The organism is Nonomuraea sp. NPDC050680 (assembly GCF_040654555.1).
Classification (GTDB): Bacteria; Actinomycetota; Actinomycetes; order Streptosporangiales; family Streptosporangiaceae; genus Nonomuraea.
Genome location: NZ_JBFAIF010000013.1, coordinates 131717 through 146551, shown reverse-complemented (window position 1 = coordinate 146551; position 14835 = coordinate 131717). Strand labels below are relative to the sequence as shown.

Genomic DNA, 14835 nt, shown 5'->3' with positions numbered 1-14835 from the left:
AATCTTGGAAGAAGCAGGAACCAGATTTCGACCTGCCTGCGTCTAACTGCCGAGGGTGCTGCTCGGGACTGAAAGTGGCTTTCCCCGCCAAATGGCCGGCGAGGAAAGCCACTTTCACTTTGTCAGCCAGTCCAGCAGGGCCCGCTCGCTCTCCACGATCTTCGGAAGCGACACGTACTCCCCCTGCTGATGCGCCAGGTTCGGGTCACCGGGACCGTAGTTCACGGCCGGCACCCCCAGTGTGGAGAAGCGCGCGACATCCGTCCAGCCCAGTTTGGCCCGCGGCGTGCCACCGACCGCGGCGGTGAAGGCCGCCGCCACCGGGTGGGTGAGGCCGGGCCGCGCGGCCGGGGCCCCGTCGGTGAAGCGGACCTCGAACCCGTCGAACACCTCGCGTACGTGCGCCTGCGCATCCTCGATCGACAGGTCGGGCGCGAACCGGTAGTTGACCGTGACCACGCACTCGTCCGGGATCACGTTGCCCGCCACGCCGCCGCGTACGCCGACCGCGTTGAGTCCCTCGTGGTAGGCGAGCCCGTCGACCACGGGCTGCCGGGCCTCGTAGGCGTTGAGCCGGGCCAGGACCGGCTCGATGCCGTGAATGGCGTTGACCCCGAGCCACGACCTGGCACTGTGCGCGCGCTTGCCGGCCACGGTGATCTCGGCCCGCAGGGTGCCCTGGCAGCCGCCCTCGATCACCCCGTCGGTGGGCTCCATGAGCACCGCGAAGTCGGCCGCCAGCCAGTCGGGGTGCTCGCGCGCCACCCTCGTCAGCCCGTTGCGCTCGGCCTCGATCTCCTCGCAGTCGTAGAAGACGTAGGTGACGTCGCGGTTGGGCGCGGGCACGGTGGCCGCCAGTTTGAGCGCGACCGCCACCCCCGCCTTCATGTCCGACGTGCCGCAGCCGAAGAGCAGGTCGCCTTCGACGCGGCTGGGCAGGTTGCCGGCGACCGGCACTGTGTCGAGGTGCCCGGCGATCAGCACCCGCTCGCCGCGGCCCAGTTCCGTGCGCGCGACGAGCGTCTCGCCCGATCTGTCGACCTTGAGGTACGGCAACGCCACCAGCGCCTGCTCGACCGCGTCGGTCAGCGCCCGCTCGTCGCCGCTCACCGACTCGATGTCCACGATGGCCGCGGTCAGCGTCCGTACGTCCTGCGTCAGGTCCAGCATCAGGTGTTCACTCCGTGTTCGCGCAGCACCTCGTTGAGCGCTGCCTTGTCATGACGCTGCCCCGGCTCCAGGCGCTTGATCACCAGCACGCAGGGCAATCCGAACGTGCCGCCGGGGAACTCCTTCTGGCGGGTGCCGCCGACGGCGACGCACCAGTCGGGTACGCGGCCGCGGGCCAGCTCCTCGCCGGTCCGCACATCGATCACCGGGATGGAGGCCGACAGGATCGTGCCCGCCCCGATGACGGCGCCGCGTCCCACCCGGGCGCCTTCGACCAGCATCGCACGGCTGCCGATGAGCGCGTCGTCCTCCACGACCACCGGCACGGCGTTGGGCGGCTCCAGCACCCCGCCGATCCCGACGCCGCCCGACAAATGAACATTTTTTCCGATCTGGGCACAGGAACCGACCGTGGCCCAGGTGTCGACCATCGTGCCTTCGCCGACGTACGCGCCGATGTTCGTGAACGACGGCATCAGCACCACACCGGGCGCCAGATAGGAACCCCAGCGCGCGATCGCTCCCGGAACCACCCGCACCCCGTCGAGCGTGGTCTTGAGCGGATGCCGGTCGTGGTGCTGGAAGTCGCCCACCTGCGACCTGGCCAGGCCGAGCACCTGGAAACTGAGCAGGATCGCCCGTTTGGCCCGCTCGTCCACGACCACCTCGCCGTCCGACAACCGGGCGGCCCGCGCCTGTCCCCTGTCGAGCAGGTCGATCGCGCTCACCACCACGTTGCGCGCGTCGAGGTCGCGGGGTGACAGCTCCCCGCGACGCGCCCACAGCTCGTCCACCGCGGATACGATCGGTGACACACCGCTCACGTGCCTCATGGGCACGGAGCTTATCTGGCCGGGTAGGTTTCTCAGGGTGCGCCTGCGCTTCTCCCGCGGAGTCATCACCATCGCGGTCATCGTTCTGCTGCTCGCGGTGGGGATCTCCGTCGGCCTCTATCACCTGCTCAAAAAGACCGAGCCGCTGGCCGTTCCCGAAGCCCACTGCAGCGTCAAGACCCCCGTGGGCGACCGGGATCTCGACATCGAGCAGGCCCAGATATCGGCCACCATCGCGGCCGTCGCGGAGCGCCGCAAGCTGCCCGAACGGGCGGTGGTGATCGCCTACGCGACCGCGCTGCAGGAGTCGAAGCTCTACAACCTGAGCTACGGCGACCGCGACTCCGTCGGCGTGTTCCAGCAGCGCCAGTCGCAGGGGTGGGGCAAGCGCAAGCAGCTCCTCGACCCCGTCTACGCGACCAACCGGTTCTTCGCCGCGCTGGTCAAGGTCAAGAACTACCGGAAGCTCCCGCTGGAGGAGGCCGCCCAGGCCGTGCAGCGCTCGGCGGGCGGCTACGCCTACGCCCAGCACGAGGAGGACGCCAAGATCCTCGCGGCGGCGTTCACCGGCCGTGTCCCGAAGGCCGTGCACTGCTGGTACCCACCGCCCAAGGCGAGCACGCCCGCCCCCCAGGCCAAGACCGCCGAGGCGCGGCGCCAGCTCGCCCGGGCGCTCGGCGACCCGTCCATCTCGACGCGGAAGCGCGGCTGGCTGATCGCCGCCTGGTCGGTGGCCCACGCGCAGAAGTACGGACTCAAGCACGTCGGCTTCAACGGCGCCACCTGGACCAACGACGTGAACCTGGAGGGCTGGCAGTCGGGCGGCAAGGCGACCGACAGCAAGGTGGACATCTCCTAGACGGACACGCCTTACGACGTGGCGCGGCTGACGATGCTGATCGAGCCGGGCGGCAGCGGCCGGGCGTAGCTGGCCGTCCATCTGCCGCCCTGGATCCGTTCGAAGGAGAGCAGCCGCCCGTCGGAGGCGCGGTAGTCGGCGAAGTCGAGCAGGCCCCGCTCGGCGTTGCCGGTGTTGCCCTCCGACCTGAACGCGGCCGTGCCCCGCTCGATCGGGTGGAACTCGACGCCCTCCATGATCAGCATGCTCTTGGCCGGCACCATGCCCTCGGTGGGCACCTCGGTCCAGATGAGCACCTCCAGGTGCGACGCCTCGCCCTCGGCCTGCCGAACCTGCACCGACAGCCACTGCGTGCGACGGGAGCCGTCACGCAGCCGGTATTCGACCCACTGCATGCCCTGCCACGAGATGTACATGGCACCGAGCACTCGCGCGGGCGATCCGTGCACCTCTATCCGGTCACCGACCTTGATGGTGCGGGGATCGACATAGTCGGATCCCGCGTACCCGGGCATGCTCACCGGTGCCGGCAGCGGGGCCTCGGTGGCCGCGATCTCGACCGGCTGTGCGGTCGCGCGACCCTTCCTTTCCTGGCGCATGGTGGCCAGGAAGGCACCCAGCAGCAGGAGGACGGTGGCGATGCTCAGCCCGAGTACGACCACGAAGGTCATGCTCATCGATCAGCTCGCTCCACTCGCGGTCTGCCTCAGCAAACGCCGTTATCAACTTATGTGTGCCCTGCTTCGCGGGGGATCCTACTGGAGGCGGCGAACCGCCGCACTGATGCGTTCATCAGTGGCGGTCATGGCGATACGGATATGCCGTCCACCTGCCGATCCGTAGAATTCCCCCGGAGCAACCAAAATACCGATTTCGGAGAGCTTACTGACCTGTTCCCAAGAACTGGTCCCGTCCGTCGCCCAGAAATACAGGCCGGCGGTCGAGTGCTCGATGCTCCAGCCCGCCTTCTCCAGCACCGGCCGCAGCAGGACGCGCCGCCTGGCGTAGCGCTCGCGCTGCTCCTCGGCGTGCGCGTCGTCGCCCAGCGCGGCCGTCATGGCGGCCTGTACGGGGGCCGGCATGAGCATCCCCGCGTGCTTGCGGATCTCCAGGAGCCGCTTGACCAGAGCCGGGTCGCCGGTCACGAACCCGGCGCGGTAACCGGCCAGGTTGGAGCGCTTGGACAGCGAGTGGACCGCGAGCAGCCCCTCATGGGAGCCCTCGCAGACGTCGGGATGCAGGATGGAGACGGGTCGCTCCTCCCAGCCCAGCTCGATGTAGCACTCGTCGGAGGCGACGACCGCGCCGCGCTCGCGTGCCCAGGCCACCACCTTGCGCAGGTGCTCGACGGGCAGCACCCGGCCCGTGGGATTGCCGGGCGAGTTGACCCAGACGAGGTCCACGTGCTGGGGTCCCAGCGCGAGCAGGCCGTCGGAGGCCGTCGCCTCCGCTCCGGCCAGCCGGGCGCCCACGTCGTAGGTGGGATAGGCCAGCTCGGGGAAGACGACCCGCCGGGCGCCCAGGTAGCTGGGCAGCCAGGCGACGAACTCCTTCGAGCCGATCAGCGGCAGCACGTCGCGCGGCTCGACGGTGACCTCGTGCCTGCGGCGCAGCCAGCCGGCGGCGGCCTCGCGCAGCGCCTTCGTCCCATGGGTGAGCGGGTAGCCGGGGCTGTTGGCGGCCTCGACGAGCGCGCTCTGGACGAGCGGCGGCACCGGGTCGACGGGCGTGCCGACCGACAGGTCGACGATGCCGTCGGGGTGCGCCAGCGCACGCGCCTTGTACGGCTCCAGCCGGTCCCAAGGGAAGTCGGGCAGGTTGTTCACGGTTCTCCAGGTATCAGGCGTGCACGTCTCCAGCCATCAGACACGCGCGCCGTACGCCCGGCAGCGGGGCCCGCCGTTCGGGCGCCCCGCTGCGGGGTACGGGCTAGTGCTCTTCGGCCTGCGGCGGCAGCGCGGCGACGACCGGGTGATCCTTGTCGATCTTGCCGACCTTGGAGGCGCCACCGGGCGAGCCCAGGTCCTCGAAGAAGTCGACGTTCGCCTTGTAGTAGTCCTTCCACTGCTCGGGAAGGTCGTCTTCGTAGAAAATGGCCTCGACGGGGCACACTGGCTCACAAGCGCCGCAGTCCACGCACTCGTCGGGGTGGATGTAAAGCATGCGCTCGCCCTCGTAGATGCAATCAACGGGGCACTCCTCGATGCACGCCTTGTCCAGGACGTCCACGCAAGGCTGCGCGATGACGTAGGTCACCTCGAGCTCCTTCTTCTCCGCACCATGGCATGACTCTGACGGCGGTCTGCTAGCCCTAGTATTGCCGTGCTTGCCAACTGGCCGAAACGGAGGGTGGCAAACTCGTGGCCGCTCGCCTGGTGATCGCGATCACAACCGCGGACGTCGGCGCCCGGATCACCACCCGCAGGCGGGTTCCGGAAGGCTTCCGTGACGCCGTCGGGATTCTCGAATCCTGGGACGACGGCGTGTTGCGCGTCCGCAAGAGGGACGGCACTCTGGTGGAGATCTCCGAAGAGACACTGGTGGCGGCCAAGGTCGTTCCGGCCGCGCCTCCTCGACCTGAACGATAGTAGCGGCGAGTATTCCTCATGTGACCGTACGTACCTGCGCCGCCGTAGCCGCCCTGATCGCCAGCGCCGGATGCGGCGCGTCATCGTCCCCGGCCGAGAAGCCGCTTCCGCCGGTGAACGTCAAGGCCGCCTCCATGAAGCAGGGTTTCACGACCCTCGACAACCTCGCCGCGACCGCCAAGCGGGAAGGCTCGCTCACCGTGATCGGGCTTCCCCGCGACTGGGTCAACTACGGCGCGATCATCGACACCTTTACCGACAAATACGGCATCAAGGTCAACGAACTCGAACCCGGCGCCAGCAGCCGGCGCGAGATCGAGGCCGCCGCCCAGCTCAAGCCCGATGTGTTCGACCTCACCCTCGACGTCGCGGTGGCCGACGCCGCCAAGTTCGCCCCGTACAAGGTGCAGGGCTGGCAGGACCTGCCCGATCACATCAAGGACCCGGCCGGCGCCTGGTACGGCGTCTACGGCGCCTACATGTCGCTCGGCTACGACCCGCGCAAGGTCCCCGCCCCCGCCTCCTTCGCCGATCTGGCCGCCAAGCCGGGCTACCTGGTCGCGCTCGACGGCGATCCGCTGCACTCGGCGGCGGCCTTCGACGGCGTGATGGCCGCCTCGCTGGTCTCGGGCGCGCCACAGCCGCAGCGCGGCGTCGAGCTGTTCGCCAAGCTCAGGCAGGCGGGCCGGCTCACGGACCCGGCCAAGGCCAACGTGATCGTGGACTGGGACCACCTCAACGCCGCCCGCAGCGCCCGCGACGCGGCGGCGTGGAAGGTGACGATCCCGCGTGACGCGCCGCTGGGCGACTACCACGTGCAGGCGATCAGCAAGGACGCGCCGCATCCCGCCGCGGCCCGTCTCTGGCAGGAGTTCCTGTTCTCCGACGAGGGCCAGAACCTGCTGCAGAAGGGCTGGGCCCGCCCCGCCCGCGGGGAGGCGATGCTGATGCGCGGCACGCTCGACACGGAGCAGGCCGCCAAGATGCCCGTCGCCCCGGGGCCGCCGGTGCTGCTCACGATTCCGCAGACAGATGCCGGAAAGTCCTACCTCAAGAAGCGATGGACGCAAAGTGTGCGATGAGACCATTGTGACTTGATATGTCGCGGAGACAATCAACCTCTAAAGTGAACAGACAGCACGGCCGCAGGGGGCCCGATGTCTGACGAATGAGAGCTGATCGTCTTGCGATACGACACACCGAGCTTGGAGCGGTGGAGCAGTCGCGCCTACGACGGCAGTTTCGGCTACGTCTCGACGCAAGGCGCGCCTCTGGTGGACCTGCTGGATCCGCGGCCGGGAGAGCGCGTGCTCGATCTCGGCTGCGGCACCGGTGTGCTGACCGCCCAGATCGCCTCGCGGGGCGCCGACGTCCTTGGGATAGACGGCTCCCCCGCCATGATCGAGAAGGCCCTGGCCCTGTATCCCGGTGTCGACTTCATCGTCGGCGACGGGCACGACTTCAGCGTGGCACTGGCCTATGACGCCGTCTTCTCCAACGCCGCGCTGCACTGGATGAGCCGCGACCCCATCTCCGTCATCGCCAACGTGCATGAGGCGCTCACGCCCGGCGGCCGGTTCGTGGCCGAGATGGGCGGCGCGGGCAACTGCGCGGAACTCACCGCCGCCATGCACACCGCCTGGCGGGAGTACGGTCTGCGCGAGCCCGACCTGCCCTGGTACTTCCCCACGCCGGCCGAGTACGCCCGCCGGCTTGAGCAGGAGGGCTTCGTGGTCCGGCTGCTCGAGTACTTCGACCGGCCGACGCCGCTCGAGGAGTGCCCGCAGGGGGCCGCCGACTGGGTACGCATGTTCGCGTCCTCGGTCATCGAAGGGCTGCCGCCGGACATCGTCGAGCCGCTGCTCCAGCGGGTCAACGAGCTCGCCGCACCCGCTCTGCGCAGGGAGACGGGCTGGATGGCCGACTACGTCCGTCTACGCTTCGCCGCCGTCCGGCGCTGATACGTAGTGGATGATGCGTAGGGGAGTTTTGCCGGACTATGGTCTGTTCGTGGGCGGCGGAAAGAGTGGCGGAGAGAGTAAGGCTGCACCGCTGACGAAGTTGGGGAGCCTTGCGACGACACGGCGGCGTGAGGGGCTGGTGAACGGAACGGGATGAATTTCTGCCTGAGCGACCTCGTACCACCGTTGAGGTGGAGCGACGCGTCCACGATCACGCTGCTCACCGGGCAGCCGGAGCTTCCGGACGCCTGGTGGCGCAGCCTGCCCATGCCTCTCGTGCTCGCGGCCATCGGCCCCGAGTCGCTGGCCGAGTTGCTCACGGAGATCGCGCTTGAGCACTGGCCGGCCGCCGCCGTGGGCGACGTGCTGCCGGCGCTGCACGTCCTGGACCCGGACGAGGCCGACGAGCCGCAGGTGGCCATCGCGCTCGACCGCGCCGGGTCGTGGTCGGGGCTGCTCGCGCTGACCGGCAGAGAGCTGGTGGACCAGCCGTTCATCCAGGCGCGTCCGGTGCTCAACACGCTGTTCTCCGCGGCCCTGGTACACCTCGCACCCCAGCTCCACCGCCCGTCCGCGGCGGTATCCGCCCCTGCCCTCGCGTACGAGGCCGCGCCGGTCGCGCTGCCCGTAGAGGCGCCGCCGAGCGCCGAGCAGGCCCGCGTCGCCGAGCAGGCCCGCGTCGCTGAGCAGGCCCGCGTCGCTGAGCAGGCCCGCGTCACTGAGGAAGCGCCGGACGCCGAAGAGGCAGTGGCCGCCGAAGAGGCGATGGAGCCCCGAGAGGCCGTGGCGGACGAGGACGCGGCGGGGGCCGAGGAGCCGGTGCTCGACGCCGACGACGAGCCCGCCATCGAGGAGGCCGCCGAGCCGGAGGCCGAGCCCGAGCCCGTCCTGGACGCCGACGACGAGCCCGCGCCGGAGCCCGCCGCCGAGGAGGCCGCCGCGCTCCAAGCCGAGGGCGCGGAGCCGGAGGCGGTGCCCGAACCGCAGGACGCCGAAGCCGTACCAGAAGCCGAGGCCGCTCCCGAAGAGGCGAAACCCAAGTACGACACCCCGGACTTCGAGGCGGCCGAGTCAGAGGACCCGGAGCCGGAGGAGCCCGCGGGGCATGAGCTGCCCGAGCTGATCGAGGCCGCGTTCGCCGGTCTGGACGACAAGAGCTGGGCCGTCGCCCAGAACCGGGTCTTCACCGACCAGCCGTCCGCCGTGGACCAGCTCGCCAAGCTGTTCGCCGTGCCCCCCGCCGACATCTCCGCCACCGAGACCGAGCTGCGGGCCCGCCTCGGCCAGTGGCTGGCCAGCGAGGAGGCGGCGCCGTACCGGGCGCATCTGGACGAGCTGCGCCGGACGATCGGCCCGGCCGCGCCCAAGGAGCAGCTGATCGGCGCGGCCGACTGGCACGCCCAGGAGATCCGCGCGCTGGAGGTCCCCGCCTGGCAGTTCGTGCTGGCCACGCTGCCGTCGGAGGCGCCCGCCGTGCCGCCGGAGCCGCCGGCTCCGGAGCCGCAGGTCGTGGAGGTTGCCGAGCGGCCGGCCTCCGCGTTCGCCCAGGTGCCGCCGATCCCGTCGCCGCCGCCGGGGACGCCGCAGTTCCAGGCGTTCGCTCCGGCCGAGGTCATGGTGGGCGAGGGCAACGGGGCGTCGAACGAACCGGCCAAGCCGTACCAGCCGCTGAAGGACGTCTCGCAGACCAGGCGGTGCTTCCGCCAGCCGGACGGCCGGTGGTGGCTGCGGATCGACGTGACGGCCGAGCAGCTCGGCGGCGGCGAGTGCGCGCTGCCCACGGGGTTCGCCACGTACCTCGGACTGTCGCCAGGGGAGAGCAGGACCGTGCGGAGCGCGGCCGGCGAGCTGACCATGGTCTGGCATGGCAGGCCGGTGCTCGAATCCGTCGAGCGGCTGCTCGCGGACGTCGGCGCGAAGGAGGGCGGGCACCTGTTCCTCACGCTGTCGGACGAGGGCGTGTTGCGGGCCAGGCACCTGCCGGTGGCCGCGCAGGGGGCCGAGAAGATCACCAAGGCGCTGCGCCTGGTCGGTTACACCGCCCCCGGCGGGACCCGCGACCAAGCCGCCAGGGTGATCGCCACCAGGATCGGGATGACCGGACCTGTCGGACTGCCCGACCTGCTCACCAGGCTCCGCGAACGCGGGGACCGCGACCTGCTGCAACTCTTGGACTGAGCCGTGCCGCGGCTGGCGATCGCCCCGGACTTCCCCCGGGACCTCAGCGCACTGGCACAGCCGGTGCGCAGGGACGCCGTGGTCGCACTCCGCCGCCTGCTGCTGAACGTCTCGGGCGCCCCGCATCCCGAGCGGGTCAGGGGCGCCAGGGACCCGCGGGTCGCGACGCTCCGCCTCACCTCGGGCCATCGGGGGGTGGTGGTGCGTCAGCGGGACGTGTACTGGCTGCGTACCGTGCTCCCGGATCCCGAGGCGTGGTCGTACGCGCAGCGCCACCGCTACGGGATCAACCCGGTGATCGGCGTCGTCGAGGAGTGGGACGCCGAGGCGCTCGAACGGGTCGAGCCGGCGTTACGGCGTTCGGCGAGTGTCTCGGGGTTGTTCGCCGCGATCTGCGATGGTGATCTGCTCGCGCTGGGCATCGACGTGCACGCGCTGCCGCTGGTGCGGCTCATCAGCAACGAGGCCGACGTGGAGGCGCTCGAACCGCTGCTCCCCCCGTCCCAGCACGCGCCGCTCGCGGTGCTGGCCCGGGGCGGCACGCTCACCGAGGCTTGGCGGGAGCTGGACGCCTGCCGAGCCAAAGACGCGGACGCCGACCTGATCGATGTAAACGACTTCCACGCGGCGCTGCGGCGCAGCCCGGACCGGGCGGTGTTCGTCGCCGACAAGGTGGAGCTGGAACGGATCCTCGACGCGCCGGAATGGTGCGTGTTCCCGCGTCCGGAACAGCACCGGCTGGCCCGCGCCGCGCGCTACGAGCACCCGGTGCTGGTGATCGGCGGGCCGGGCACCGGCAAGACGATCATCGCGCTGCACCGGGCGGCCCATCTGGCCGCGCACGGGAGCGGGCCGGTGCTGCTGGTGACGTACTCGCAGGGGCTGGGCGAGGACCTGTCCGCCCGGCTCGACCAGTTGATCGACGACGGGGTGACGCGCAAGCGGGTCGACGTGGACAACGCCGAGCGGCTGGCGATGCGCGTCGTGGCCAGCGCGGAGGGTCAGCGCCCGGCGCTGATCGGCCCAGGCGCGCGCACGCTGGCCGAGCTGACCGACGAGGCGCTCCGGCAGTTGTCGAGGGCCACCGGCGACCTGCTCGACGACATCGAGCCGGGCCGCAAGCCGTACCGGCACGTCGTGGTGGACGAGGCGCAGGACATCAGCGCGTCGCAGTGGCAGCTACTGCGGGCGGTGGCGCCGCGGGCGCACAACGACCTGTTCATCGTCGGCGACCCGCACCAGCGGATCACCGACACGCGCGTGACGCTCGGCTCGGTGGGCATCCCGGCGCTGCAGCACACGCTCAAGGTGTCCTACCGGCTGCCGCATGAGCTGCTGTCGTTCGCGGTCCGGCTGCGCGGCGGCGGGCCCGTCGACGGACTGGTCAGGGGCATGTCCCCGCTGTACGGACTGCGCGCGCTGCGCAACGGCGAGCGGCCGGTGCTCAGGGCGTACGACTCGCCGGAGGCGGAGCTGGCCGGGCTGGTGGCCACGGTCGTCTCCTGGCTGGAGGACGGTGTCCCTGCCGGTGAGATCGCCGTCGGCGCGCGCACGCCGAAGCTGGTCCGTGAGGCGCGCAAGGCGCTCGGGCGGGCGGACGTGCGGGTGTCGGCGTTCCAGAATCTGAAGGGGCTGGAGTTCGAGCGGGTCGCGCTCATCGGCGTGGCGGAGGGCGTGGTGCCCGAACCGCCGCCCGACGAACCGGGCGCCCGGGCGAGAGCGCTGCAACGGGAACGGAGCATGCTGTACGTGGCCTGCACGCGGGCCCGATCCATGCTCTATATCTCCCATTCAGGAAGAGGTAGCCCCTTTCTGTCGCTCTGATCACATAGTCTGAACTGCGGATATATTCCCATTGCCGGTTGGACCTCAATGAACCTCAGCCTGAGCGACCTCGCGCCACCGCTGCGCTGGACTTCTCCTGTGCAGATAGCGCCGATCGTGGAGGAGCCCCAGCTGCCCGAGGCTTGGTGGCAGACGATCCCCCTCGACCGCGCGTGCGCCGTCATCACCACGCAGACCGTGGCGGGTCATCTCGCCGATCTCGCCGTGGCCTGCTGGGGGCACCTGCTGGTCGGCGACATCCTGCCGCTGCTGCGTTTCTCCGACCCCGCCGAGGCCGAGCGTACGCCGGAGATGCTGGGCAAGGACGTGGTGCAGAAGCTGTTCTGCGGGGTGTTCGAGCGGCTGCTCGAACCTCCGTCGGAGGCGGTCGTCACGCCCGTGGCACGGCCGGACAAGCCACTGCCCGAATCGATCGACGCCCTGTTCGCGGCGCTGGACGAGCGGCAGCGGGCGATCGCCCGCGACCGCCTGTACGCCTCGCAGCGGGCCACACTTGACGAGCTGGCGCAGCGCTTCTCGGTCACCCGAGAGCGGATCCGGCAGATCGAACGCGACCTGCGCGACCATGTCGAAGCCTGGCTCGGCGGCCCGGAGGCGGTCTCGCTCGTCGCGCACGTCACCTGGCTGCGCGGCCGGCTCGGCTCGGCCGTACCCGCCGACGACCTGGCCGCGGCCGTGCCATGGCACCGCGGCGAGCTGCGCACGCTGGGCATCCCCGTCTGGCGGTTCGTCCGCACCCTGCTGACCGGGTACGAGCAGGCCGACGGCTGGCTGATCGCGGGCGCGGACGAGCTGAGGGAGAAGACGCGCCAGCTGTTCACCGACGGGCCGCGGCCGCTCGGCGAGGCCGTCACCATGGTCACGCAGCTCGGCATCCGCGAGGACGTGGCCGAGCGGTGGATCCTGGCCGTGCCGCAGCTGCGGGTGCTGGACCAGCACGTGGTGCCGTGGCCGCGCAGCATCAACGAGAAGGCGGAGGCGGTCCTGGCGGTGGCCGGGCGGCCGTTGACGCCGGAGGAGATCCAGGAGCGCATCGGCGAGGACTACAGCCTGGTCGGCATCCGCAACCAGCTCACCGCCGACGAACGGTTCCGCCGCGTGGACCGGAACAAGTACGGGCTGACCAGATGGGGCGGCGACGAATACCTGGGGATCAGGGAGATGATCGCCAGGGAGATCGAGCGCGCCGGCGGCGAGGCGTCGGTCAGCACGATCGTCTCGAACCTGACCTCCCGCTACGACGTCAGCGAGAGCTCGGTGCGCGCCTACTCGGGCGGTCCCGGGTTCGAGCGGACACAGCGGGGCTGGATCCGGGTGGCGGGCACCTCGCCGACCGGTGACGCCGAGCCGTACCAGCCGCGCAGGGACGTGTCGGAGACCCGGCGCAGCTTCCGCAGCCGCGACGGCCGCTGGTGGCACCGCGTCGACGTCAACGCCGAGCACCTGCGCGGGTCGGGGTCGCCGCTGCCGACGGGGTTCGCGGCGTACCTGGGAATGGCTCCCGGCGGGCAGCTCACGGCCGCGACGCCGTCCGGGGACGTGGTGGTCAGCTGGCACAACCAGCCGACCATGGGGTCCATCAGGAACGTGCTGGCGGACTTCAAGGCCGGGGAGGGCGACCACGTCTTCCTCACCGTGTCCGACGGGGGCGAGCTGCTGACCCGCTACCTGCCCGCCGCGGCTCCGGGGATACCGCCGTTGAACCGGGCGCTCTATCTGATCGGTTACACCGCTCCGGTCACCTCGGAGATGGAGGGGCTGCGGCTGATCGGGGCGCGCATCGGGTTGCCGGACACTGCGACGCGCGAAGAGGTGCTGGCGCGGCTGCGGGAGCGGGGGGACCGGGACATCGTCGGCTTCCTGGGCGGCTGACGTCTGAGCGTCTCTTTGGGCGTCTGGGCGTTGGGCGTCTCTTTGGGCGTCTGGGCGTCAGTTTGAGCATCTGGGCGCCAGTTTGGGCGTCTGGGGTTCCTCGGAGGCCTTCCCTGGAGGTCGGAGGCTAGGCTCGGGGGATGTTGCGGATCTACGACACGCGCGCCAGGCAGGTCGAGGAGATCGCCCCCGCCCGCGCCATGCGCATGTACTCCTGCGGGCCGACGGTCTACCGCCATGCGCACGTCGGCAACCTGCGCTCCCAGCTGCTGTCCGACCTGATCCGGCGGGTCCTGGAGCGGCAGCGGGTCCGCATGGTGGTCTGCCAGAACATCACCGATGTGGGCCATCTGGCCGACGACTCGGAGGCCGGCGAGGACAAGGTGCTCATGCGGGCGCAAGCCGAGGGACGCTCGCCGCGTGACCTGGCCCGCTACTACGAGGACGCTTTCAAGCGGGACACCGCCGCCCTGAACATGCGGCCGCCGGAGCACATGCCCCGCGCGAGCGAGACGATCGACCTGATGATCGAGCTGATCGCCAAGCTGATCGAGCGGGGACACGCGTACGCGCTGCCGGACGGGGCGGTGTACTTCGACGCCACGTCCTTCCCAACTTACGGTGAAATTTCCGGCAACCGCCTCGACTCCCTCCGTCCCGAGGCCACCGACCCCCGCAAGCGCTTCCACGCCGACTGGGCCCTCTGGAAGCCCTCCGACGGCGAACTGTCCTGGGAGGCCCCCTGGGGCCGCGGCTTCCCCGGCTGGCACATCGAGTGCTCGGCCATGTCGCTGCACTTCCTCGGCGAGCGCATCGACCTCCACACTGCCGGCATCGACCTGCGCTTCCCCCACCACGAGGACGAGCGGGCCCAGTCGAACGCGGCGGTCGGCCACGAGGTGGTGCGTCATTGGGTGCACGGGGAGCACCTGCTGTTCGATGGCCGGAAGATGGCCAAGTCCACCGGCAACGTGGTGCTCCTGTCGGACGTGACCGAGGCGGGCCTCGACCCGCTGGCCGTACGCCTGGCGTTCCTGGAACACCGTTACCGGCAGCAACTCAACCTCACTTGGGACACCCTGCACGCGGCCGACAGGACCGTACGGCGGTGGCGGGCACGGGTGGCGGAGTGGTCGGAGTCGCCCAGCGCGCCGATGGCGGCCGACCACGTGCGGCGGGCGGAGTCGGCCTTCGACGACGACCTCGACACGCCGACCGCGCTGCGTGCGCTGCGGGAGCTGGAGCGGGACGAGTCGGTGGCGCCGGGGGCGAAGCTGGAGTCGTTCCTGCATCTGGACCAGGTGCTGGGGCTGGACCTGGCCGTCGAGATCGGGCGGTCTCGACGGTCGGCGTTGCCGGCGGGGGCGGCGGAGCTGCTGGCCGAACGGGCGCGGGCCCGGGAGGCCGGGGATTGGGCGGCGTCGGACCGGCTGCGCGAGTCCCTTGTAGGGATGGGTGTCCGGGTTTCCGATACGCCCTCCGGACAGGTGTGGGAGTAGTCGGCCCTTCGTTCCCCCTGTCTGACTGTC

13 protein-coding genes are annotated in these 14835 nt (G+C 70.6%); 8 read left to right on the top strand and 5 right to left on the bottom strand.

Annotated elements, in window-relative coordinates; translation table 11 throughout:
• Positions 1–114 precede the first annotated feature (114 nt).
• Together dapE and AB0H88_RS34335 are read right to left on the bottom strand one after the other, a co-directional pair.
• Entirely contained in the window at positions 115–1170 is a 1056-nt protein-coding gene (dapE, locus tag AB0H88_RS34340; RefSeq protein WP_357651893.1) for a succinyl-diaminopimelate desuccinylase, read from the bottom strand.
• Entirely contained in the window at positions 1170–2003 is an 834-nt protein-coding gene (locus AB0H88_RS34335; protein WP_357651891.1) for a 2,3,4,5-tetrahydropyridine-2,6-dicarboxylate N-succinyltransferase, read from the bottom strand. Before AB0H88_RS34335 ends, dapE begins: the two co-directional genes overlap by 1 nt.
• Positions 2004–2040: 37 nt before the next feature.
• On the opposite strand from AB0H88_RS34335, the gene AB0H88_RS34330 reads away from it, so the two are divergent.
• Positions 2041–2862: a hypothetical protein gene (locus AB0H88_RS34330; protein WP_357651889.1), complete on the top strand. Its 822-nt coding sequence runs from the start codon at positions 2041–2043 to the stop codon at positions 2860–2862.
• 11 nt (positions 2863–2873) lie between these two features.
• Here AB0H88_RS34330 and AB0H88_RS34325 read toward each other — a convergent pair whose 3' ends face one another.
• The 3 genes from AB0H88_RS34325 to fdxA form a co-directional block, all read right to left on the bottom strand.
• Positions 2874–3539 carry a DUF4178 domain-containing protein gene (locus tag AB0H88_RS34325; protein ID WP_357651887.1) on the bottom strand — a complete coding sequence of 222 codons (666 nt, stop codon included), beginning with the start codon at positions 3537–3539 and terminating at the stop codon, positions 2874–2876.
• A 78-nt stretch (positions 3540–3617) separates the two neighbouring features.
• Entirely contained in the window at positions 3618–4688 is a 1071-nt protein-coding gene (dapC, locus tag AB0H88_RS34320; RefSeq protein ID WP_357651885.1) for a succinyldiaminopimelate transaminase, read from the bottom strand.
• A gap of 103 nt (positions 4689–4791) precedes the next feature.
• Positions 4792–5118, bottom strand: coding sequence for a ferredoxin (fdxA, locus tag AB0H88_RS34315; RefSeq protein WP_225300709.1), 327 nt, complete (start codon positions 5116–5118; stop codon positions 4792–4794).
• Between the two features lie 104 nt (positions 5119–5222).
• On the opposite strand from fdxA, the gene AB0H88_RS34310 reads away from it, so the two are divergent.
• From AB0H88_RS34310 to cysS, 7 genes are all read left to right on the top strand, one after another.
• Positions 5223–5450, top strand: a complete 228-nt coding sequence (locus tag AB0H88_RS34310) for a hypothetical protein (protein ID WP_357651883.1) — start codon at positions 5223–5225, stop codon at positions 5448–5450.
• A 20-nt stretch (positions 5451–5470) separates the two neighbouring features.
• A complete protein-coding gene (locus AB0H88_RS34305; RefSeq protein WP_357651882.1) occupies positions 5471–6532 on the top strand; it encodes an ABC transporter substrate-binding protein in 1062 nt (353 codons plus the stop codon).
• Positions 6533–6634: 102 nt separating this feature from the next.
• The gene (locus AB0H88_RS34300; RefSeq protein WP_357651880.1) at positions 6635–7411 is read left to right on the top strand and encodes a class I SAM-dependent methyltransferase; all 777 of its coding nucleotides are present in this window, start codon (positions 6635–6637) and stop codon (positions 7409–7411) included.
• A 153-nt stretch (positions 7412–7564) separates the two neighbouring features.
• The gene (locus tag AB0H88_RS34295) at positions 7565–9589 is read left to right on the top strand and encodes a hypothetical protein (RefSeq protein ID WP_357651878.1); all 2025 of its coding nucleotides are present in this window, start codon (positions 7565–7567) and stop codon (positions 9587–9589) included.
• Between the two features lie 3 nt (positions 9590–9592).
• Positions 9593–11413, top strand: a complete 1821-nt coding sequence (locus tag AB0H88_RS34290) for a UvrD-helicase domain-containing protein (protein WP_357651876.1) — start codon at positions 9593–9595, stop codon at positions 11411–11413.
• A gap of 48 nt (positions 11414–11461) precedes the next feature.
• Positions 11462–13306 carry a sigma factor-like helix-turn-helix DNA-binding protein gene (locus AB0H88_RS34285; RefSeq protein WP_357651874.1) on the top strand — a complete coding sequence of 615 codons (1845 nt, stop codon included), beginning with the start codon at positions 11462–11464 and terminating at the stop codon, positions 13304–13306.
• Between the two features lie 140 nt (positions 13307–13446).
• On the top strand, positions 13447–14805 hold the full coding sequence (gene cysS / locus AB0H88_RS34280; protein WP_357651872.1) for a cysteine--tRNA ligase: 1359 nt from the start codon (positions 13447–13449) through the stop codon (positions 14803–14805).
• The last annotated feature ends 30 nt before the right edge of the window (positions 14806–14835 follow it).

Coding starts and splice junctions, on each gene's coding strand:
- AB0H88_RS34285 (WP_357651874.1), top strand. CDS start 11,462: ATGAACCTCAGCCTGAGCGACCTCGCGCCACCGCTGCGCTGGACTTCT.
- AB0H88_RS34335 (WP_357651891.1), bottom strand. CDS start 2,003: ATGAGGCACGTGAGCGGTGTGTCACCGATCGTATCCGCGGTGGACGAG.
- cysS (WP_357651872.1), top strand. CDS start 13,447: ATGTTGCGGATCTACGACACGCGCGCCAGGCAGGTCGAGGAGATCGCC.
- AB0H88_RS34325 (WP_357651887.1), bottom strand. CDS start 3,539: ATGAGCATGACCTTCGTGGTCGTACTCGGGCTGAGCATCGCCACCGTC.
- AB0H88_RS34295 (WP_357651878.1), top strand. CDS start 7,565: ATGAATTTCTGCCTGAGCGACCTCGTACCACCGTTGAGGTGGAGCGAC.
- dapE (WP_357651893.1), bottom strand. CDS start 1,170: ATGCTGGACCTGACGCAGGACGTACGGACGCTGACCGCGGCCATCGTG.